The sequence below is a fragment of the Streptomyces sp. NPDC046887 genome (assembly GCF_040644755.1).
Taxonomy (GTDB): domain Bacteria; phylum Actinomycetota; class Actinomycetes; order Streptomycetales; family Streptomycetaceae; genus Streptomyces; species Streptomyces lichenis.
The window spans coordinates 341,035-361,950 of record NZ_JBEYXH010000001.1 but is presented as its reverse complement, the minus strand read 5'-3'; the positions used below and the strand labels follow the sequence as shown (position 1 = coordinate 361,950).

The following is a 20,916-nucleotide window of genomic DNA, read 5'->3' as shown; positions in this document are numbered from 1 at the left end:
ACCCAGCCCCTCGGCCGACAAGGCCGAGGGGCTGGGTTCTACACGTCGAAAACGCACGTCACAGGGGCGTGATCTGACCATCGGTCCTCATGCCTGACGGCCCGCTCCACATACGCCTTCACCGCACGCTCGGCCAGCCCCGGGGTCGCCACCTGGAGATCGATCCGCCACCCCGAATCGTTGTCGAAGGCCCGCCCCCGGTACGACCACCAGGAGTACGGCCCCTCCCCCTCCGGATGCAGCGCCCGCACCACATCCACATACCCGGCGTCCTCGTACACCCGCCCCAGCCACTCCCGCTCCTCCGGCAGGAATCCGCTGCTCTTCCGATTCCCCCGCCAATTCTTCAGATCCACCTCCCGGTGCGCGATGTTCCAGTCCCCGCACACCACCACCTCGCGCCCCTCCCCCGCAGCCCGCCCCCGCAACTCCTCCAGATACGGCAGAAACTCCTCCATAAACCGCATCTTCTCGTCCTGCCGCTCGGTCCCGACCTCACCCGACGGCAGATAGAGACTGGCCACCGTCACCCCCGGCAGATCCGCCTCCACATAGCGCCCGCTCGCGTCGAACTCCGCCGACCCGAAGCCGACCCGCACCGCGTCCGGCTCCCGCCGGGTGAGCAGCGCCACCCCCGCCCGCCCCTTCACCGCACTCGGCGCATACGTCACATACCACCCCTCCGGCGCCCGCACCTCCTCCGCGAGCTGGGCCTCCTCGGCCCGTACCTCCTGCAGGCAGACGGCGTCGGCGGAGCTGCCGGCCAGCCACTCCACGTACCCCTTCTTGGCGGCGGCGCGCAGCCCGTTCACATTCACGGTCGTCACGGTGAGCATCCCGGCACCCTACCCGCCCCCACCAGGCACCCGACCTCAGGACCTTCGCCCCAGGCCAGGCCCTCCCCTCCCCCGTAGCATGCGGGCATGCATGTTCGCCCCACGCCGTTCGACCACCCCGACGCCCGCAAGCTCAACGACGAGGTCCAGCTCGAATACATGGAGCGCTACGGCGACGGCGGCGACCTCACCTTCCTCGACCCGATGATGTTCCGCCCGCCCCAAGGCCTGTTCCTCATCACCTACGACCACCTGGACCGCCCCGTGGCGACCGGCGGCTGGCGCACCCAGGACCGCAACGACGAGGGGTACGCCGACGGGGACGCCGAGCTGAAGCGCATGTACGTCATCCCCGAGGCGCGCGGCCTGGGCCTGGCCCGCCGCGTCCTCGCCGCCCTGGAGGACGACGCCCGCGCCGCCGGCCGCACCCGCATGGTGCTGGAGACCGGCGACATGCAGCCCGAGGCCATCGCCCTCTACACCTCCAGCGGCTACGCCCCCTGCGCCAAGTTCGGCTACTACCGCCACTACGACAGCAGCCGCTGCTTCGCCAAGGCCCTCACCCCAGCGCCCTGACCGCTCGGCGGCGTCCTGGTCCTCGTGACCGTGACCGGTGCGCCGACGGAGAGGCTCGGCTTCGACGGCCCCGTCGTTGGTGCGAGTACTACCGCGTGGCCAGGGAGGCGGGGCAACCGGGCGGGTGCGACAAGCACCATGTGTCCACGTGGCTGGGCGGCACCGTGCCGAGGAGGAGCGTTCGGCCCCTGGCGCTGGAGGCGCTGGCGCGTCGTCTGGGGCGGCCGGTGACGTACGCGGAGGTGGGATGGCCCTCGCCCGTGGCCGGATCGGGACCGGCGGCGCCGGGTGCCGAGGACACTGTCGAAGGACTGGTGTCTACCGGAAGGGCGGACATGGACCCCGCACGACGAACGGTGCTGGCCGCGTCGCTGTACTCGGCGGCCTTACCCGTCCCCTTGTTCCGCGATCTGGCCGAGCAGACGGACTCGGCGGCAACCGGGCGTACGACGCGCATCGGCCCGGGCGAGGTGGCCACGGTTCGCACCATGACGGAGCGCATCGCCGGAATCCTGGACGAGTTGGGCGGTGCCCACGATCGACCGATGGCCGCCGCCTTCCTGGTGAACACCGTCGGCCCCTGGCTTCGGGCGAGCGCGAGCGGGCCGGTGCGGCGGGGCATGCTGGCCGCCGCGGCTGATCTGGTCTATCTGACGGGCTGGATGGCGATGTACGAGCGCGACCACGGGCTCGGGCAGCGCTACTACCTCCGGGCTCTGGAGCTGGCCGGCACCGCCGAGGACCACGTCACGTACTGCCGGACGCTACGCGGGATGGCACTGCAAGCGGCCAACCTGAAGCACGGCCGCCGGGCCCTGGAGCTGGCCGACAGCGCCGCGGAGGCGGCACCGGCCGGCGGGCCGCGGCTTCATGCCTTCCTCGCGGGACAGCAGGCGCACGGCGCGGCTCTGGTCGGCGACCGCCGGCAGGCGTTCGCCCGGCTGCGAGAGACCGAGGCGGCTCTGTCCCGGGCGGACGACCGCCGCGACCACCTGGGCGGCTACGACCTGGCCGCGTACCACTTCCACGTGTCCAGCGTGACCTACGCGCTGGGAGATGTGCCCGCGTCCGTCCGGGCGATGCAGGACAGCGATCGCGTACGCCCGCCCGTCGAGCGGCAAGGCCGGGCGCACGCCACCGGTCTCCTTGCTCAGCGGCAGATGGAGATGGGTCACATGGACGCGGGCGTTGAGACCTGGGGGCGCTTCCTGGATGACTACGAGGGGCTGTCGTCGTCTCGTGCCGATGAGCACTTCGAGGTCCTGACGCGGGGGCTGCGGTCGCATCGCGTCCCGGCCGCACGGGAGCTGCGGGAACGCGCGGCCGATATCACGCTGCGGAAGGCGACCGCTTAGTCCGTGATCACCACGACCCCGGCCGGTCGTCGGCTGTCCATCGCTGTTGTACGGCAACAGCACAAAGCCCCCGCCGGGAGAACCCGCTGGGGGCTTTGACGTCTGTGGGGTGTTCACGAGCGTCTCTGATCAGGCGCTACTCATCCCTTTGAAGACCCTTTCCCGCGGGGCGAGTGATCGTTCCCCAACAAACATGCAGTCAGCCGGCGCACTCGGCCAGGAAGCTCGCTCCGGCTTACCTGATGAGGCCGAGCGGATGGCGATACGCCCAGGCGAAGGGCTCGACGTCGTCACTTTCGTTGGCGCATTGCGACCTCACGCCGTACGGCCCTTCGGCCGTATGGCATTTTCTTGCGTACGGCGCATGCAGTACCGCAGCCGGAGCATTCGCTGACGCCCCTCGATCCCACGCAAGGACGGCCGAGATGATACGTGGACCAGACCTGCCCGAAGGCGCGCGCCGGGTCCCTTACGAGTCCCCGGGCCTGCCGGATCACCGGAGCCCGCTGCGGTTCCTGTGGTGGCTGACGACAAGTCAGTACAGGCGGGTACTGCTCGGCACCCTGTGGGGCAGTACGTGGATGTGTGCGCTCATGCTTCCGCCGTACCTGTTGTCGAAGACGATCGACGAGGGGCTCAAGGCGCGGGACACCGGGATGCTGCTTCTCTGGATCGGAGCTGTGGTCGTCACCGGGGCCGGGACAGCGATCCTCGGCATCCTGCGGCACCGCACCATGACGCGCATCCGTGTGGACGCGGCCTACCGGACGGTCCAGGTGGTCACCCGCCACGTCACCCGGCTGGGGTCGGCGCTGCCCCGACAGGTGTCTGCGGGTGAGCTCACGCACCTCCAAGCCGGCGACATCAGCAGGATCGCCCAGACACTGACCATCACCGGACCCGGCGTAGGTGCGGTCATCGCGTATGCCGCAACTGCCGTCCTGCTGGTCCGGATCTCGGCCGTCATCGCCTTGGTGGTCCTTCTCGGCGTTCCGGCCCTGGCCCTGACCGTCGGCCCTCTGCTGGGAAAGCTGCACGGCGCCGAAAGCCGTTATCGGGAGGACCAGGGTGCTCTGACCTCTCTCGCCAGCGACATGGTGGCCGGCCTGAGCGTCCTCAACGGGATCGGCGGCAAGCCCCTGTTCGCCGGGCGGTAGCGGGAACGCTCCCAGGCTCTGGTCCCCCTCGGATACCGCGTCGCTGCCATCACCAGCTGGGTCCAGGCACTCACCGCGTGCCTGCCCATGGTCTTCCTTGCCGTGGTGACGTGGATCAGCGCGCGGATGGCGGCCAGTGGGGCCATCACCGTAGGTGAGCTGGTGGCGGTCTACGGATATGTTGCCGCTCTGCTGGTACCCGTCTCATCCTTGATCGAAGGGGCGGATGACCTACCGCGCGGGCTCGTCTCCGCACGGAGGGTGGTCGACATCCTGGCGCTCGCGCCGGCTCCCGAGGAGCACCGGACCCGGCTCGACCCCCCAGCCACTCCCGGCCTGCTGCACGACCCTGTATCGGGCCTGGTGGTGGCCCCAGGGAAAGTGACGGCTCTGGTCGGTGCCCGTCCCGACGAGCCGCGCGCCGTGGTGGACCGGCTGGCCGGCTACACGGACTCCGAGGCCTCCTGGGGGGACCTCAAGCTGTCCGACTGGGACCGCACGGCTCTCAGGCGGCACATTCTGCTCACGGACAACGATGCCTATATGTTCCCGGGCCCCCTGCGTTCCGTCGTCTCCGGCAGCACCGGCCGCTGCGACGAGGACATCCGGCGGGCGCTGCACGCCGCCGCAGCGGAGGACATCATCGACGCGCTTCCCGACAGGCTCGACACCCGCCTGGAGAATCAGGCCCGCAACGTCTCGGGAGGACAGCGCCAGCGGCTGCAGCTGACGCGGGCCCTGCTCGCGGATCCGGCAGTGCTCCTGCTCGTAGAACCGACGTCGGCACTGGACGCGCACACGGAGGCAACCGTTGCCGCCCGGGTGGCAGCGCACCGGCATGGGCGGACCACCCTCGTCGTCAGCACATCGCCGCTCGTGCTCGGCCAGGCCGACGAAGTCGCCTACCTCGTGAACGGAAAGGTGCAGGCGACCGGTACGCACGGAGAGCTCCTCGCCGACCAGCCGGGATACGCGGCACTGGTGTTCCGCGGCAGCACCGAGATCCCTGGCGAAGCCGCCGTGGCACAGCCCATGGAAGGACAGTCCCGATGAGCAGGTCCAACAAGACGCCCCGCCTGCCGATCGCCGATGCCAGGACGGTTCGCCAGGCCGGCTGGCAGATGTTGAGGGACGACGCGGGCGCCGTCTGCGCGATGCTGCTGCTGACGTGCCTTGCCGCGCTTGCCGGCGCGGCCGGTCCCTGGCTCCTCGGCCGCATCGTGACCAGGGTCGAGTCCAGTGACCTGTCCGTCTCCGCAGCCGACGGACTGGCCGCGGCGGTTCTGGGCTTCTCGGCGGCCCGATTGGTGTTGTCGCGCTATGCGCGAGGTCTCTCCCATCGCTTCGGCGAGCGCGCGCTCGCCAGGCTCCGCGAGGAGGTCGTCAACCGCACCCTCTCGCTGCCGGGGCGTGTCTCGGACGAGGTGAGCACCGGTGATCTGGTCACCCGTACCACCCTGGACGTCTCGACCGTCGCGGCCACGCTGCGCAATGCGGCTCCGGACATGTTCATCTCCGGCATCCAGGTCGTGTTCATCTTCGCCGCGGTCTTCCTCCTCGACCCGCTGCTCGGTCTCTGCTCGGTCGTGGGACTGCCAATCGTGTGGGGCGTGAGCCGCTGGTACCTCGCGCGCTCTCGCGACGCCTACCTCGCCGAGGGAGCGGCCGCCGGCGATGTCTCCGAGATCCTCGACTCCACCGCGCGCGGCGCCCGTACCGTCGAGGCCTACGGGCTGCGCGAACTGCGGAACAGCACCCTCGACAAGGCCATCGACACCACCTACCGCGCCGGCATGCGCACCCTCTCCCTACGGACGGTGCTGTTCCCGGTCACCGAGTTCGCGCACACGCTGCCCATGGCGCTCATCCTGCTCGTGGGCGGGTTCGGCTACCTCAACGGCGCCATCTCCCTGGGAGTCGTGGTGGCGGGCAGCCTGTACATGTGGCAGCTGGTCGACCCGCTCAACCAGATTCTCATCTGGGTCGAACAACTGCAGCGCAGCGGCGCCTCGTTCGCCCGCATCAAGGGTGTCGGGCTGGTGTCGCACACAGCTGACGCTCCTGTGCCGACCCCTGTGGACGACCTCATCGAGGTCAAGGGCGTGGGGTATTCCTACGTCCCCGGGCACGAGATCCTCAAGGACGTAGAGATGCTGGTCCGTCCCGGTGAACGGCTGGCGGTGGTCGGCCGGTCAGGAGCCGGCAAGTCCACCCTCGGCAAGTTGCTGTCCGGTGTGGACGTCCCTGACACCGGCCACGTCCTGGTCGGCGGCGTACCCGTCGCGGACCAGGCCGCGGCGGGCGAACTGGGCAACCGCATCGTCCTCATCACGCAACAGCACCACGTGTTCATGGGCACCCTTCGCGACAACATGACCATGGCCGCGCCCGAAGCCGACGACGAGGCCGTCCTCGCGGCCCTGAGGTCAGTGGAAGCGGACTGGGTGGCCGAACTGCCGGAGGGCCTGGACACCCCGCTGGGCTCAGGCGGAGTCGAACTGGAGGCCGCCCAGGCACAGCAGCTCACCCTGGCCAGGGTGCATCTGGCGGACCCGCACACCCTGATCCTGGACGAGGCCACGTCACTGCTCGACCCGACGACGGCCCGGCAGGCGGAGCGGGCAGTGGCCGCCGTCCGGTCGGACCGCACCGTCATCGCCATCGCCCACCGGCTGCAGACCGCACACGACGCCGATCGCATCGCCGTCATGGAGTCCGGCCGCATCGTCGAGCTGGGTACCCACGACGAGTTGGTCGGCGCGGGCGGGCCGTACTCGGATCTGTGGCGGTCGTGGAACGGCGAAAGCTGAGTCTTCGGCACGGTACGCCCCTGGGAGTCCGCTCCTCGGGGGCGTACCCGCTTCTGCTCTCCGCCTGCTCCCCTGGCCCGCCCATCCGAAGCGGCCGACTGGCGCATGGCCAAGTACCGACCGCCAGGACGTCCACTATCTGCATACGCCGTGGATCAACACCTACCGGCCCATCCGCAGCCACAACGAAGGCGCCAACGGGCGCTTCAAGAGCGGGAAGCTCGACATCGGCAACCCGAAGCACCGGCCCGGCCCCGGGCAAGTCACCCAGGCCCTTCTCCTCGCCGTCATGCTCACGGTCGCCAACCTGACCGTCCTGGAGACCTGGCTCACAGAACGCGACGGTCCCGACGAACTCATCGAGGCCGACTTCGACGCCAGCGGCACCCTGTCACCACTCGCTGATCCCGATGTACCGCATGCCCGGCCCAAGGGACGCCCGCCACCGCCCGACACCCGCTGACCAAACCCGCGCGGAACAACCCCACATCGCAGAAGCACGCTGATCACCACGAACGGCGTGCTTCCCCATGCCCAAGGACAGGCAAGCACGCGCAGCCCGCTCGCCACACCGCCCCGCCACCAGCACCCAGACCTCCCGACGAGCCCAGAAACCACGAGATCCCGCCCGATCGAAGTGATCGTGCGGGATCTCGTGAACCGCTTACGAGCTGACTCGTGAACGGCCCGTCTGTGGACCTGTGGGGATTTGAACCCCAGACCCCCTCGATGCGAACGAGGTGCGCTACCAGACTGCGCCACAGGCCCTTGCGACGTGGGAAACATTAGCACCCCGATCGGGGTACGACGAAATCCGGTCCTCGCAGGCCAGGGCGGCCCGCTACTCGTTGGCGGCGCGGGGGCGGTCGTCGTCGGCGTACTGGTCGAAGAGCGGGGTGCGGCCGTGGGCGCGGGGGGGGTGGGGGCTGGGGTTGGGGTTGCGGCGGGTGGCCGGGGGCGGGGTGGGCTCGGCGGCGGAGGAGCGGGCCGCGGACCAGGTGTCGGGGTCGGTGACGTCCACGCCGCTGGTGGCCCGGGGGGCGACCGGGGCGGTGACGTAGGTGGGGAGGGGGACCGGGACCGGGTCCCAGCTGTCGCCTCGGGAGGGGCCCTGGTCGCGCTGCTGGTCCACCCACTCGGCATGGTCGGTCTGCTCGACCAGGGCGCGGCGGCCCGCCTCCTGGGGGGTGAGGGGGGAGGCGGCGGGCTCCGGCGCGGTGGGCTGCGGCTCGGCGGCGTCGGCGGCGGGCGGTTCGGGGGCCGCGGGGCGGCGGCGCGGCCGGTTCTCGCGCAGCCGCTGTGCGGCGGCCTCGGCGCGGCGGCGGTCCATGACGTAGGCGAACCGGCGGCGCTCCTGGCGGCGCAGATGGGCGATATAGGCGCTGAGGAGAATGGCGGGGACGGCGGGCACCCAGAGGAAGGTGAGGCCGCCCACGGCCGCGACGACGGCACCGATGGTGAAGGCGGCGAAGAGGACCACGGTGGTGCGGCGGCGGCGGGCCAGCGCCTTGGTGCGGCGGGCGCGTTCGGCGGCACCGTTGGCGGAGCGGGGGCGCCGGTCGGCGGGGGGCCGCGCGGGCGGGGCCTCGGGGGTGTCCGGCGCGCCGGGGCGTACCTCGGTCCGGGGCGCGGCGAAGGCCCGGACGTCGACCGAGGCCAGATGCTCGGTCTCGGCGTCCGGGTCCACGTCGGGCGGGCCCTCGGCACTGCGCCGGTCCAGCTCCTTGGCGTACCGGCGTTCCATGCCGGCGCGTCCGGACAGGAGCCGGATGGCGGTGCTGAAGCGTTCCGTCGGACGGGCTTCGTTCAACTCGTCCTGCCGGCGGAGCCACATCGGCACCAGGTAGGCGGCCCAGGCCCCGACGATGACTGCGTAGATGAGGCCGCTGCTGCTCACGTGTCACACCGTAGAGGGGTTTGCATCAAGCCATCGCCCAATTGGGCCGGTGTGTCGCACGATCTGGCTGATATCAACGAAATTTTTTCGGACGGTCGGAGGAAAAGGGGGGAGAAGGGAGGGGAGGGGGAGGGGAAAGGCGGGGAGTAATTCGAACGTATGAATTAATTGGTGGGGTGGGCGGTGCGGCCGGCCCGGTGCCAGCGGCGCAGCAGACCCTCGGGGACCTCCTCGGCGGTCAGGGCGAAGACCAGGTGGTCGCGCCAGGCGCCGTCGATATGGAGGTAGCGGGGGCGCAGCCCCTCCTCGCGGAAGCCGAGTTTCTCGACCACGCGGCGGCTGGGGGCGTTCTCGGGGCGGATGCAGACCTCGACCCGGTGCAGCCCCACACGGCGGAAGCAGTGGTCGACGGCGAGGGCGACCGCGGTCGGCATCACCCCGCGGCCGGCCACCTCGCGGTCCACCCAGTAGCCGACGTGCCCCGAGCACATCGAGCCCCAGGTGATCCCGGCGACGGTGAGCTGGCCGACCAGCCGGCCCTCGTACTCCACGACGAAGGGGAGCATCCGGCCCGCGCCGGCCTCCACGCGCAGATGGCGGACCATCTGGCGGTAGGTGGGCCGGCGGGCGAACGGGGTACCGGGGGCGGGCGGCGGGATGGTCGCCTCCCAGGGCCGCAGCCAGTCGCGGTTGCGGCGGTTGACCTCCCGCCAGCCGCGCTGGTCGCGGTGTTTTATCGGCCGCAGGGTCACCGGTCCGTCCACCAGGACCACCGGCCAGCCGGGGGTCATGACGGCCTGGAGTGGTCGCCGCCGCGGAGCTGGTCCACCGCGTGGCCGAGCAGCGGTTCGAGGACGGCCAGTCCGTCGCGTACCCCGCCGGGCGAGCCGGGCAGGTTGACGATCAGGGTGCGGCCGGCGACCCCGGCGAGGCCCCGGGAGAGCGCCGCGGTGGGCACCTTGTCCCGGCCGTACGCCCGGATCGCCTCCGGGATGCCGGGCACCTCGTGGTCGAGCAGGGCCCGGGTGACGTCGGGGGTGCGGTCGGTGGGCGAGACACCGGTGCCGCCGGTGGTGAGGATGACGTCGTAGCCGGCGTCCACCCCGGCGCGGAGGGCCGCGCCGACCGGGTCGCCGTCGGGGACGACCTGGGGGCCGTCGACGGTGAAGCCGAACCGGGCCAGCCCCTCGGCGAGCAGCGGGCCGCCCCGGTCCTCGTACACCCCGGCGGCGGCCCGGTTGGAGGCGGTGATGACGAGGGCGCGGTGGGGGGCGGAGGGGGATGACGGGGGTGGGGGCGATGACTGCGGTGTGGTCGGTTGGTGGGATGGCGGTGGTGGGGTCGGTTGGTGGGGGGTGGGGGCGCCGGTGACGTGGCCGGCTCGGGGGGTCATCGGGTGCCCTCGGCGGCCGGTTCGGCGGCCCACTCGGTGGCGCCGCCGGGCTCGGGGGCGGGGGCGGGGGCAGCGGTGGGGCCTACGCCGCCGGTCGGTCCCTCGGGGACTTCAGGGGAGGTGCGGTGGTAGGGGCCGGATTTGCCGCCGGTCTTCTCTTCCACCTGGATGTCGCTGATGACGGCGGACTTGTCGACGGCCTTGACCATGTCGACCACCGTGAGGGCGGCGACGGAGACGGCGGTGAGGGCCTCCATCTCGACGCCGGTGCGGTCGGTGGTCTTCACGGTGGCGGCGATCTCGACGGCGTCGTCGGCGAGGGAGAGGTCGAGGGTGACGCCGGAGAGGGCGAGGGGGTGGCAGAGGGGGATCAGCTCGGGGGTGCGCTTGGCGCCCATGATCCCGGCGATCCGGGCGGTGGCGAGGGCGTCGCCCTTGGGGACGCCCTCGCCGCGCAGCAGCTCGATCACCCGCGGGGAGACCCGCACCCGGCCGGTGGCGCGGGCGGTGCGGGCGGTGACGTCCTTGGCGGAGACGTCCACCATGCGGGCGGCCCCGGACTCGTCGATATGGGTCAGTCCGCTGCCTTGCGTCGTACTCACTGCTGAACTCCGCCTCGCGTTCGGCGCCATTGCCCCGTATCGACCAGTGTGACCCAGGGGTCCCGGGGACGCCCCGGGAAGGCACGGCGCGCAATACGGTACCGGTCAGCCGATGAGGATGACTTCCAGCTCCTGGCCCGGTTCGACGGAGTCGGTGTCCTCGGGGACGACGATCAGGGCGTCGGCGAGGGCGAGGGCGCCGATGAGGTGGGAGCCGGCGCCGCCCACCGGGGTGACGGTGCCCGCCTCGGGATCGTAGGTCCCGCGCAGGAACTGGCGCTTGCCGGGCGGGGAGGTGAGGGCCCGGTCGGCGGCGACGGCGGCGCGCAGGCGGGGGCGGGCGTCGTCGGGGACGTCCCGCAGGCCGCGCAGGGCCCGGATCGCGGGCCGGACGAACAGCTCGAAGGAGACGTAGGAGGAGACCGGGTTCCCGGGGAGGGCGAGCAGCGGGGTGCGGTCGGGGCCGATGGCGCCGAAGCCCTGGGGCTTGCCGGGCTGCATGTCCAGCTTGCGGAAGTCGACGCCGGGGGCCGCTTCGTCCGGCTCCGCCTCATCGCCGAAGGAGCCGGCGGTGGAGAGGGCCTCCTTGACCACGTCGTAGGCGCCGACGCTGACCCCGCCGGTGGTGACCAGCAGATCGGCGCGGATCAGCTGGTCCTCGATGGTGGCGCGCAGGGTGTCGGGCTCGTCGGTGACGGCGCCGACCCGGTAGGCGATGGCCCCGGCGTCCCGGGCGGCGGCGGCCAGGGCGAAGCTGTTGGAGTCGTAGATCCGGCCGGAGGCCAGCTCCTCGCCGGGCTGCACCAGCTCGCTGCCGGTGGAGAGGACGACCACCCGGGGGCGGGGGCGCACCTTGGCCGTGCCGTGGCCGATGGCGGCGAGCAGGCCGATCTGCGGGGGGCCGAGGACGGTGCCGGCGGAGAGGGCGAGGTCACCGGCGCGTACGTCGCTGCCGCGGGGGCGGATGTGCGCCCCGGCCTCGGCGGGGCGGTGGACGCGGACCTCGCCGCTCGCCCCCTCGGGGGCGGCGCCGGCCGGGCGCATGCCGGTGGCCGCGCCCTCGCCGGTGCCGCCGTCGGTCCACTCGACCGGGACGACGGCCTCGGCGCCGGGCGGCAGCGGGGCGCCGGTCATGATGCGTGCGGCCTGGCCGGGGCCGACGGTGGGCAGTCCCGCACTGCCCGCCGCCACGTCGCCGATCACGGTCAGCACCGCCGGGTACTCCTCGGTGGCGCCGGTGACATCGGCGACCCGTACCGCGTAGCCGTCCATGGAGCTGTTGTCGAAGGGCGGCAGGGCGACGGGCACCATGACGTCCTCGACCAGGACACAGCCCTGGGCTTCGGGCAGCGGCAGCTCGATCGGGTCGAGCGGGTGGACCGACTGGAGGATGTCCTCCAGGTGCTCGTCCACCGACCAGGTCGTGCTCACAGGCTCTGCATCTCCTCGGTGACGTAACGGCGGAGCCAGGTGCGGAACTCCGGACCCAGATCCTCACGTTCGCACGCGAGCCTGACAATGGCGCGCAGATAGTCGGCGCGGTCGCCGGTGTCGTAGCGGCGGCCCTTGAAGACCACCCCGTGCACCGGCCCGCCCACGTTCTCGTCGGTGGCGAGCTTCTGCAGGGCGTCGGTGAGCTGGATCTCGCCGCCGCGGCCGGGCGGGGTCTCGCGCAGTATCCCGAAGACGGCGGGGTCGAGGACATAGCGGCCGATGACGGCGTAGTTGCTGGGCGCCTCGGCCGGGTCGGGCTTCTCGACCAGCCCGGTGACCCGGACGACGTCGCTGTCCGCGGTGGTCTCCACGGCGGCGCAGCCGTACAGGTGCACCTGGGCCGGGTCGACCTCCATCAGGGCGACCACGCTGCCGCCCTCGCGCGCGCGGACGTCGACCATCCGGGAGAGCAGCGGGTCGCGCGGGTCGATCAGGTCGTCGCCGAGCAGGACGGCGAACGGCTCGTCGCCGACGTGCGGGGCGGCGCAGAGCACGGCGTGGCCGAGGCCGCGCGGATCGCCCTGGCGGACGTAGTGCATGGTGGCCAGGTCGCTGGACTCCTGGACCCTGCCGAGCCGTTCGGTGTCGCCCTTGCGGCTGAGGGCCTCCTCCAGCTCGTAGTTGCGGTCGAAGTGGTCCTCCAGCGGGCGCTTGTTGCGGCCGGTGATCATCAGCACATCGGACAGGCCCGCGCCGACGGCCTCCTCCACGACGTACTGGATGGCCGGCTTGTCGACGACCGGCAGCATCTCCTTGGGAGTGGCTTTCGTCGCCGGCAGGAACCGGGTGCCGAGACCTGCGGCGGGGATGACAGCCTTGCTGAGTCCGATGTGCGACTGAGTCATGCGGTAACCATATCTGTTCGTTATGAGCGGAAGGTTAATGATTTTCACCTTTCGCCCTACTTGCTCTCATACAAACACATAGACACGTCATAGCAACGAGCGCTCCGCTATTGCTCTGCATACGACATGCTTGTGAGGTCATCATGGTGGGCGACCAGCCCGACGAGGCCGCGGGGCCCGGGAGAACCGTTCCGTCCGACGACGCCGTGCCGGCGGCCGTACCGTCCGACAAGGCCCTGCTGCGCCGCCGACTGCTCGCCGCACGGGCCCTTCTGACCAGTGATGACGTCCACACGGCCGCCGTGGTTCTGACCGGTTCGGCGATGGCGCTGCCCGAGCTCACCCGCGCCCGCACGGTGGCGGCCTATATCTCGGTGGGGCGCGAACCCGGGACGCGGGCGCTGCTGGACGCCCTGCGTGAGCGGGGCGTACGCGTACTGCTGCCCGTACTGCTGGCAGACAATGACCTGGACTGGGCGGTGTACCAGGGCCCCGGCACCCTGGCGAAGGCGCGGCGCGGGCTGCTGGAGCCGACGGGACCGCGGCTGGGCCCGGAGGCGGTGCTCGGGGCGGGGGCGGTGCTGCTGCCGGGGCTGGCGGTGGACGCGCGCGGGATGCGGCTGGGGCGGGGCGGCGGCTCGTACGACCGGGTGCTGGCCCGGATCGCCCGGGCCGGCGTCGATCCGGCGCTGGTGGTGCTGCTGTACGCCGACGAGGTGCTGGAGCACGTCCCGGAGGAGCCGCACGACCACCCGGTGCACACCGTGGTCACCCCCGAGGTCACCCTGCGGTTCCGGGCCTCGGGTGGCGGCTACGGGGACTGAGGGCCTTCGGAGGGCATGAGGACGGCCCCCGTCCGGGGGAGTTCCGGACGGGGGGGTGCTCGGAGGGCACGGGGGAGACGGCGCGGCCCCCGGCGGACGGACGCGAGGTCCGGACGGGGGGTGCTCGGAGGGCACGGCGGAGACGGGCGCGGCCCCCGGCGGACGGACGCGAGGTCCGGGCCGGGGGCCGTTCGACAGGCACGGGGGCCGGTCAGGAGTTCTTGCCGCCGGGCGGGGTGAGGACCAGGGTCTCGTCCGTCGCCGCGTCCACCGCCTTCGGCCCGTAGGCCCACTCCAGCAGCTCGCCCTTGACCCACTTGTCCGTCTGGTCGGTGTAGTGGGCGTTGTAGGCGTGCCCGGAGGCGCCGGTCAGGTTGATCCAGCGGGACTTGTCCCAGTCGCCGACGGTGACGACCATCCGCATCGACGGCACCCAGACCACCCCGTACCCGCCGGCCGCGTTCCAGCCGGTGGCGTTGACCGCGGCCTCACCGCCCGAGAGGTTCCACGGGCCTCGGTTGAGCAGGGTCTTCAGCAGCCCGGGGCCGCTGGTGCCCAGGGTCTGGTTCTCCAGGTTCAGCTGGTGCAGCCGGCCCCAGCTCCAGCTGGAGACGTCCTTGCCGAGCTTGGCGGTCAGCTCCCAGCGGGCGTCCTCCATGGCCCGCTTCAGCAGCCCGTCCCGGGTCTTGGTGGCCTCGTGGGTACGGCTCCGGGCCGAGGTCCACCACTCGTTGTCCTGGTCCTTCAGCAGCCCGCGCACCACCTCGTACCAGCGGTCGCCGCCGTCCGGCTGGGCGGTGTCGGCGTCCCGCTGGCCGCACTCGCGCACCAGCCGGTCCTGCTCGTCGGCCGGACCGGTGGAGTCGGCCGGCGGCACGGTCAGGCACTCGCCCTTGGGCCGCAGCTCCTTGGGCAGCTTGTTGCCGAAGGCCAGCTTCAGGGTGTTGCGCCAGACCGCGTTGAAGTAGGCGGCGGCCCCGGAGTCGGAGTCCTGGGTGTAGTCCCATCCCTCCAGCAGCTTCTGCGCCTCGCGGACGTGCGGGTCGCTGAAGTCGATCTTCAGCAGATACGGGGTGAGCAGCCGGGCGATCTCGCTGCTGGAGTCCGTCTGCATCACGCGCATGTCCTCGGTCGACACCTTGGCGCCGTCCTTGGTCTTCGCCTCGATCAGGTCGTTGATCCGCTGGCTGCGCGCGCCGTAGCCCCAGTCCTTGGTCAGCGGGTAGCGGTACTCGTCCTCGTCGATCACGGCCTGGTTGGCGGTCACGATGTAGCCGCGGGAGGGGTTCTGCTCCCAGGGCAGCTCCTCGAAGGGGATGTACTCCTTCTTCCAGGTGTACTTGGGGTCCCAGCCCGGCGCCGGCAGGGTGCCGTCGTGGCCCTCCTGGCGGACCGGGATACGGCCCGGCGCCTGGTAGCCGATGTTGCCCTCGGCGCCCTTGGAGTCGGCGTAGATCAGGTTCTGGGACGGTACGGCGAAGTCGGCGGCCGCGGCACGGAACTGCTGGAAGTCCTTGGCCCGGTTCAGCTTGAAGACCGCGTCCATGGTCCTGCCGGGCTCCAGCGCGGTCCAGCGCAGCGCCACCGCGTAGCCGTCGCCGCGGTCCGGGGCGAGGTTGTCCACCGGGGCCTCCTCGCCGACCTTGCCCAGCTCCTTGCTGCGGTCGGAGACGAGCGGGCCGTTGTTGGTGGTGCGCACGGTGATGGTGCGGCTGCCCCCGCCGGCGACCTTGATGGTCTCGTCGCGGGTGGTGAACGGCAGCTCCTTGCCGCCGTACTGGTAGCCGCTGTCGGTGACCTTCTCCAGGTAGAGGTCGCTGACGTCGGCGCCGAGGTTGGTCATGCCCCAGGCGATGTCCTGGTTGTGGCCGATGACCACACCGGGCATCCCGGAGAAGGTGTAGCCGGAGACGTCGTAGCCGCAGGTGTTGGTCACCTTCCGGCAGTGCAGGCCCATCTGGTACCAGAGCGAGGGCAGCTGGGGCGCCAGGTGCGGGTCGTTGGCGAGCAGCGGCTTGCCGGTGGTCGTGTACTTGCCGGAGATCACCCAGGAGTTGGAGCCGATGCCGTTGCCGTTGGGGCCGAAGAGGGCGGGGATCTTCTCCAGGGAGCCGGCGAGGGAGGACATCTGGGTCCGGAAGCCCTCGGACGCGCCCTGGGGGGTGTCGGCGGTGCCTGTGCCGGTGCCGGCGGTGCCTGTGTCGGTGCCTGTGCCGGCTGTTCCCGTGCCGGTGCCGGTGCCGGTGTCGAGGCCGGAGCTCGTACCCGTACCGGAGCCCGTCCCCGTACCCGTGCCGGAGTCCGACCCCGTACCGGAGCCCAGGCCCGTACCCGTACCGGAGCCGTCACCGGTGCCGCTGTCCGTTCCCGTTCCCGTTCCCGTATCGGATTCCGCTCCGGATTCGTTCTCGGCGGAGGGGTCGAAGGAGCCGGTGGCGGGGTCGACGCCGCCTCGGTCGACGATCGGGCGGTGCGTCTTGTACGGGTACCGCGGGTACAGCTGCTTGATCTGCTGGGGGGTGAGCCGGCTGGTCATCAGCGAGCGGTCGATCTCGTCCTGGAGGTTGGAGCGCAGGTCCCAGGCCATCGCCTTGAGCCAGGCCACCGAGTCCACCGGGGCCCAGGGCTCGATCTTGTAGTCGTTGGCGAAGGAGAGGGCGGTGTACTCGACCGCGATGTCGCCGCCCTCCTTGCCCTTGAGGTAGGCGTTGACGCCGTCCGCGTAGGCCTGGAGGTTCTTCTTGGTCTCCGGCGAGAGCAGCTTGTCGTACTCCTGCTGGGCGACATGCCGCCAGCCCAGGGTGCGCAGGAAGGCGTCGGTCTCGACCTGCTCCTTGCCGAACATCTCGGAGAGCCGGCCCGCGGTCATATGGCGGCGGACGTCCATCTCCCAGAACCGGTCCTGCGCCTGGACGTAGCCCTGCGCCCGGAACAGGTCCTCGTCGGTGGAGGCGTAGATCTGCGGGACGCCGTAGCCGTCGCGTTTGACGTCCACCGGCTCCGACAGGCCGTCCAGTTCCAGGGTCCCGGTGGTCTGCGGGAAGGGCGTGCGTACCGTACTGACGCCCCAGTAGGCGCCGTAGCCGATGCCCCCGACCAGGGCCAGCACCAGCACGAGCACGAGCAGTCGGGCGCGTCGCCCCTTCTTCTTGGCGGCCGGGGCGGTGGTGTTGGCGGGCATCGCTGTCCTTCGAGGCGCAGGCTGGTCCGGGAGTGCTGGATCAACCATAGGCGCAGCGCCTGAGCCGTCCGGACGCGGTGTCAGTAAGGCCCCATTGATCCCGATCCGCACCGTCCGGGGGCGGGATGATGTGACCACTCGGGCACCGACCCGCGTCAAGGAAGCGTTAATGATTAGGTAAAGTAACGAAGTGCTGTGCCGTCGCCGAAAGGTCGCCGGGGGACGATCCGGCGGCGGGCGGCGCACCCACCGACCAGCCCGCCCTCAGGCCCGCAAGGGTCCGCCAGGGTCCGCCGGGAAAGGAATCGGCCACTGACTGTCCACCAGCTCAACGAACTCCTCTTCGTCTGCGCCCTCGTCCTGCTCGTCGCGGTGGCGGCGGTGCGCGTCTCGTCCCGGAGCGGGCTGCCCAGCCTGCTGCTGTATCTCGGGATCGGCGTCGCCATGGGCCAGGACGGGATCGGCAATGTCGCCTTCGACAACGCCGAGCTGACCCAGGTGATCGGCTACGCCGCCCTGGTGGTGATCCTGGCCGAGGGCGGTCTGGGCACCAAGTGGAAGGAGATGCGGCCGGCGCTGCCCGCGGCGGCCGTGCTGTCGACGGTCGGCGTCGCGGTGAGCGTGGGGGTCACGGCCGCGGCCGCGCACTATCTGGTGGGCCTGGACTGGCGGCAGGCGCTGATCATCGGCGCGGTGGTCTCCTCTACCGACGCCGCGGCGGTCTTCTCCGTACTGCGCAAGCTCCCGCTGCCGTCCCGGGTGACCGGCGCGCTGGAGGCGGAGTCCGGCTTCAACGACGCCCCCGTGGTGATCCTGGTGGTGGCCTTCTCCACGGTCGGCCCGGTCGGCGCCTGGTACACCCTGCTCGGCACCATCGTGCTGGAGCTGGCCATCGGCGCGGTGGTCGGGCTGGTGGTCGGCGCCGCCGGCTCCCTGGGACTGCGCCGGATCGCGCTGCCCGCCTCCGGCCTCTACCCGATCGCCGTGATGGCGATCGCGGTGGCGGCGTACGCGGTCGGCGCCATGCTGCACGGCAGCGGCTTCCTCGCGGTCTACGTCGCCTCGGTGATCCTGGGCAACGCCAAGCTCCCGCACGCCCCCGCCACCCGCGGCTTCGCCGAGGGGCTGGGCTGGATCGCCCAGATCGGGATGTTCGTGCTGCTCGGGCTGCTGGTCACCCCGCATGAGCTGGGCGACGACTTCTGGCCGGCGATCATGGTCGGGCTGGTGCTCACCATGGTGGCCCGGCCGCTGTCGGTGCTGCTCAGCCTGGCGCCGTTCCGCATCCCCTGGCAGGAGCAGGCGCTGATGTCCTGGGCCGGGCTGCGCGGGGCGGTGCCCATCATCCTGGCGACCATCCCGATGGTGTCCGGGATCGAGGGCAGCCGGAACATCTTCAACGTCGTCTTCGTGCTGGTCGTCGTCTACACCCTGGTCCAGGGGCCGACCCTGCCCTGGCTCGCCCGGGCGCTGGGGCTCGGGCGCCCGGCCGAGGCGGCCGACCTGGGCATCGAGTCCGCCCCGCTGGAGCGGCTGCGCGGCCATCTGCTCTCGGTGGCCATCCCGGACGGCTCCCGGATGCACGGTGTGGAGGTCGCCGAGCTGCGGCTGCCCCCGGGGGCCGCGGTGACCCTGGTGGTACGGGACGAGCGGAGCTTCGTGCCCGCGCCCTCGACCGTGCTGCGGCGCGGCGACGAGCTGCTGGTGGTGGCCACCGACCCGGTCCGGGACGCGGCCGAGCGGCGGCTGCGGGCGGTCGGCCAGGGCGGAAAGCTCGCCGACTGGCTGGGTACGGGGACGGGTGCGGGCGGTAGTCCCTCCGGCCGTGCCGGTACGGGCGGCGGGGTGCGGTCCGCCACCAAGCGGACGGGGAGTGCGCGGTCGGCCGGCAAGCGGTCGGGGCGCGGGCGCTGGTCGGGTGCCTCTGATGCCGTCGGTGCCGCCGGTGCTTCCGGTGCTTTCGGTGCCGCCGGTGCTTCCGGTGCCGCCGGTGCTTCCGGTGCCGCCGGTGCTTCCGGTGCCGCCGGTGGGGGTCGGTCCAGCGGTGCGGGTACGGAATTGGGTACGGGGGCGGGGGCCGGTACGGCCGGCGGGGCGCGGTCCCGGGCGGGCGGCGGCGGTGTGGCGGACGGGCCGGTGCGCCGGGTGTCGGGCGGGGCGCTCGGCCGGATGCGCCGCAGGTCGGGCAGCGTCCGCGCTCCGGAGCCGGACCCAAGCCCGGATTCCGGGCCGGGCCCCGAACCGGACTCCGAGCCGGAGAAGGGAGAGAAGGGAGAGAAAGGAACGGAGAAGGGGACGAAGGGGTGAGGGCAGGGGGGAGGGCCCGGACGTGATCTGGCACTCAGCCCGCCGTATCACCCGCGAGATCACAGGCATATGCCAGGCTTTTCCTGCACTTCCCCTGTACCATCAGAGGCACACTGATCGATCCAACTCTGCCTGACGCAGAGCTGGCGCGACCGTATGGCGGCCGGTGACGCCCGGGAGGCGCTACATCCCCTCCCCAGGGTGCCGCTCTGTGCGGAACGTACAGAGCGAGCCGGTATCTACCGCAGTTCCGCGCACGAGGACAGCTCTCGGCCGCCCCGGTACCCCAGGGGGGCGCGCTACCAGGCGGCAGAAAGGCCCGCCGCCGTGGCATCCACGGTCGCCTCCGACTCCTCTCGCGCTTCCGCGCGTCCCGGTTACGGACGCCTGCTGCGCACCCCCGGCGCCTGGACGTTCCTGCTGCCCGGGTTCGCCGCGCGGCAGCCGTTCGCCATGCTCACCATCGGCATCGTGCTGCTGGTGCAGGCCACCACCGGTTCGTACGGCAGCGCCGGCGCCGTCGCCGCGGTGACCGGTGTCTCGATGGCGCTGTTCGCCCCGCAGAGCGGCAAGCTCGCCGACCGCTACGGCCAGCGCGCGGTGCTCGTCCCCGGCGTGCTGGTGCACACCGCCTCGGTGTCGGCGCTGGTCGCGCTGGCCCTGACGGGCGCGCCGCTGTGGGCGCTGTTCGCCGCGGCGGTGCCGACCGGTGCCTCGGTGCCGCAGGTCGGTCCCATGGTGCGGGCCCGCTGGGCGGCCACGCTGGAGAAGTCCCCGCTGATGTCGACGGCCGCCGCCTTCGAGTCGGTGACCGACGAGTTCACCTTCGTGGTCGGCCCGGTGCTGGCGACCGCGCTGTGCACCGGCGTCCACCCGGCGGCCGGTCTGGTCGCCGAGGCGGCGCTGACCCTGGTGGGCGGACTGCTCTTCGCCGCCCAGCGCCGCACCCAGCCCGCGCACGGCCTGGTCACCGCCTCGGAGCGGGCCGAGCACGCCTCCGCGCTCTCGGTGCCCGGGGTGCGGGTGCTGGCCGTCGCCTTCCTCGGCATCGGCTCCGTCTTCGGCGGTATGCAGGTCTCACTGACCGCGTTCACCGAGGAGATCGGCAACCCGGGCGCCAACGGGCTGCTGTACGGGCTGTTCGCGGCCGGCAACATGCTCGCCGGTGTCGCCGTGGGCGCCATCGCCTGGAAGAACGGCCCGCGCCGCCGGCTGCTCGTCGGCTACACGGGGCTGGCCGTCGCGGCCTCGCTGCTGTGGACGACGACCTCCTCCATGGCGCTGCTGGGCGCGCTCGGCCTGGTGGTGGGCGTCTTCATCGCCCCCGCGCTGATCAGCGGCTACACCCTGGTGGACGACCTGGTGCCGGCCTCCGCCCGTACCGAGGCGTTCACCTGGCTCACCGGCGCGGTGGCGCTCGGCCAGGCGTCGGCCGTCACGGTGGCCGGGCAGCTCGCGGACGGGTACGGCTCGACCGCCGGTTTCCTGGTCCCGTTGGGCGGTACGGCGCTGGCGCTGCTGACCCTGGCGAGCCTGCGCTCCCGGCTCGTTCCGCGGCCGGTGGCCCGGACGGTCGCACGTGGCGTCGGTCACCGCGTGCCGGTCACGGTGGACTGATCGAGCGGAATACGTCACTATG

14 protein-coding genes, 1 tRNA gene and 2 pseudogenes are annotated in these 20,916 nt (G+C 71.8%); 8 read left to right on the top strand and 9 right to left on the bottom strand.

Annotated features, from left to right (window positions below):
- Positions 1-38: 38 nt before the first annotated feature.
- On the bottom strand, positions 39-836 hold the full coding sequence (locus ABZ945_RS01600; RefSeq protein ID WP_361262150.1) for an exodeoxyribonuclease III: 798 nt from the start codon (positions 834-836) through the stop codon (positions 39-41).
- 87 nt (positions 837-923) lie between these two features.
- On the opposite strand from ABZ945_RS01600, the gene ABZ945_RS01595 reads away from it, so the two are divergent.
- The 5 genes and pseudogenes from ABZ945_RS01595 (at position 924) to ABZ945_RS01575 (ending at position 7,197) form a co-directional block, all read left to right on the top strand.
- Positions 924-1,412 carry a GNAT family N-acetyltransferase gene (locus ABZ945_RS01595; protein ID WP_361262147.1) on the top strand — a complete coding sequence of 163 codons (489 nt, stop codon included), beginning with the start codon at positions 924-926 and terminating at the stop codon, positions 1,410-1,412.
- 95 nt (positions 1,413-1,507) lie between these two features.
- A complete protein-coding gene (locus ABZ945_RS01590) occupies positions 1,508-2,767 on the top strand; it encodes a hypothetical protein (RefSeq protein WP_361262144.1) in 1,260 nt (419 codons plus the stop codon).
- Between the two features lie 593 nt (positions 2,768-3,360).
- Positions 3,361-4,977 (top strand): annotated as a pseudogene (locus ABZ945_RS01585) (ABC transporter ATP-binding protein).
- Complete coding sequence (locus tag ABZ945_RS01580; protein ID WP_361262141.1) at positions 4,974-6,734, top strand: ABC transporter ATP-binding protein; 1,761 nt, start codon at positions 4,974-4,976, stop codon at positions 6,732-6,734. The pseudogene ABZ945_RS01585 and the gene ABZ945_RS01580 overlap by 4 nt, the downstream one beginning before the upstream one ends.
- A 289-nt stretch (positions 6,735-7,023) precedes the next feature.
- On the top strand, positions 7,024-7,197 hold the full coding sequence (locus ABZ945_RS01575; protein ID WP_361262138.1) for a hypothetical protein: 174 nt from the start codon (positions 7,024-7,026) through the stop codon (positions 7,195-7,197).
- 231 nt (positions 7,198-7,428) lie between these two features.
- Here ABZ945_RS01575 and ABZ945_RS01570 read toward each other — a convergent pair.
- From ABZ945_RS01570 to galU, 7 genes and pseudogenes are all read right to left on the bottom strand, one after another.
- Positions 7,429-7,502 (bottom strand) — tRNA-Ala (locus ABZ945_RS01570).
- 73 nt (positions 7,503-7,575) lie between these two features.
- Complete coding sequence (gene glpR / locus ABZ945_RS01565; RefSeq protein WP_361262135.1) at positions 7,576-8,631, bottom strand: gephyrin-like molybdotransferase receptor GlpR; 1,056 nt, start codon at positions 8,629-8,631, stop codon at positions 7,576-7,578.
- Between the two features lie 164 nt (positions 8,632-8,795).
- A complete protein-coding gene (locus ABZ945_RS01560; protein WP_361262132.1) occupies positions 8,796-9,422 on the bottom strand; it encodes a GNAT family protein in 627 nt (208 codons plus the stop codon).
- Complete coding sequence (locus tag ABZ945_RS01555) at positions 9,419-10,024, bottom strand: MogA/MoaB family molybdenum cofactor biosynthesis protein (protein ID WP_361262129.1); 606 nt, start codon at positions 10,022-10,024, stop codon at positions 9,419-9,421. The genes ABZ945_RS01560 and ABZ945_RS01555 overlap by 4 nt, the downstream gene beginning before the upstream one ends.
- Before the next feature lie 119 nt (positions 10,025-10,143).
- Positions 10,144-10,656: pseudogene (moaC, locus tag ABZ945_RS01550) on the bottom strand (cyclic pyranopterin monophosphate synthase MoaC); the annotation flags it as partial.
- A gap of 75 nt (positions 10,657-10,731) precedes the next feature.
- Positions 10,732-12,057, bottom strand: coding sequence for a gephyrin-like molybdotransferase Glp (glp, locus tag ABZ945_RS01545; protein WP_361262126.1), 1,326 nt, complete (start codon positions 12,055-12,057; stop codon positions 10,732-10,734).
- Positions 12,054-12,965, bottom strand: coding sequence for a UTP--glucose-1-phosphate uridylyltransferase GalU (gene galU / locus ABZ945_RS01540; RefSeq protein WP_361262123.1), 912 nt, complete (start codon positions 12,963-12,965; stop codon positions 12,054-12,056). The genes glp and galU overlap by 4 nt, the downstream gene beginning before the upstream one ends.
- A 143-nt stretch (positions 12,966-13,108) precedes the next feature.
- Between galU and ABZ945_RS01535 the strand changes: the two genes are divergently transcribed.
- Positions 13,109-13,789: a 5-formyltetrahydrofolate cyclo-ligase gene (locus ABZ945_RS01535; protein WP_361262120.1), complete on the top strand. Its 681-nt coding sequence runs from the start codon at positions 13,109-13,111 to the stop codon at positions 13,787-13,789.
- 211 nt (positions 13,790-14,000) lie between these two features.
- On the opposite strand, the gene ABZ945_RS01530 is transcribed toward ABZ945_RS01535, so the two are convergent.
- Positions 14,001-16,970, bottom strand: a complete 2,970-nt coding sequence (locus ABZ945_RS01530) for a penicillin acylase family protein (RefSeq protein ID WP_361262117.1) — start codon at positions 16,968-16,970, stop codon at positions 14,001-14,003.
- Positions 16,971-17,342: 372 nt separating this feature from the next.
- Here ABZ945_RS01530 and ABZ945_RS01525 point away from each other — a divergent pair, with 372 nt between their 5' ends.
- Together ABZ945_RS01525 and ABZ945_RS01520 are read left to right on the top strand one after the other, a co-directional pair.
- Positions 17,343-19,277: a potassium/proton antiporter gene (locus tag ABZ945_RS01525; RefSeq protein WP_361262114.1), complete on the top strand. Its 1,935-nt coding sequence runs from the start codon at positions 17,343-17,345 to the stop codon at positions 19,275-19,277.
- A gap of 327 nt (positions 19,278-19,604) precedes the next feature.
- Positions 19,605-20,894, top strand: a complete 1,290-nt coding sequence (locus ABZ945_RS01520) for an MFS transporter (protein ID WP_361262111.1) — start codon at positions 19,605-19,607, stop codon at positions 20,892-20,894.
- Positions 20,895-20,916: the final 22 nt, after the last annotated feature.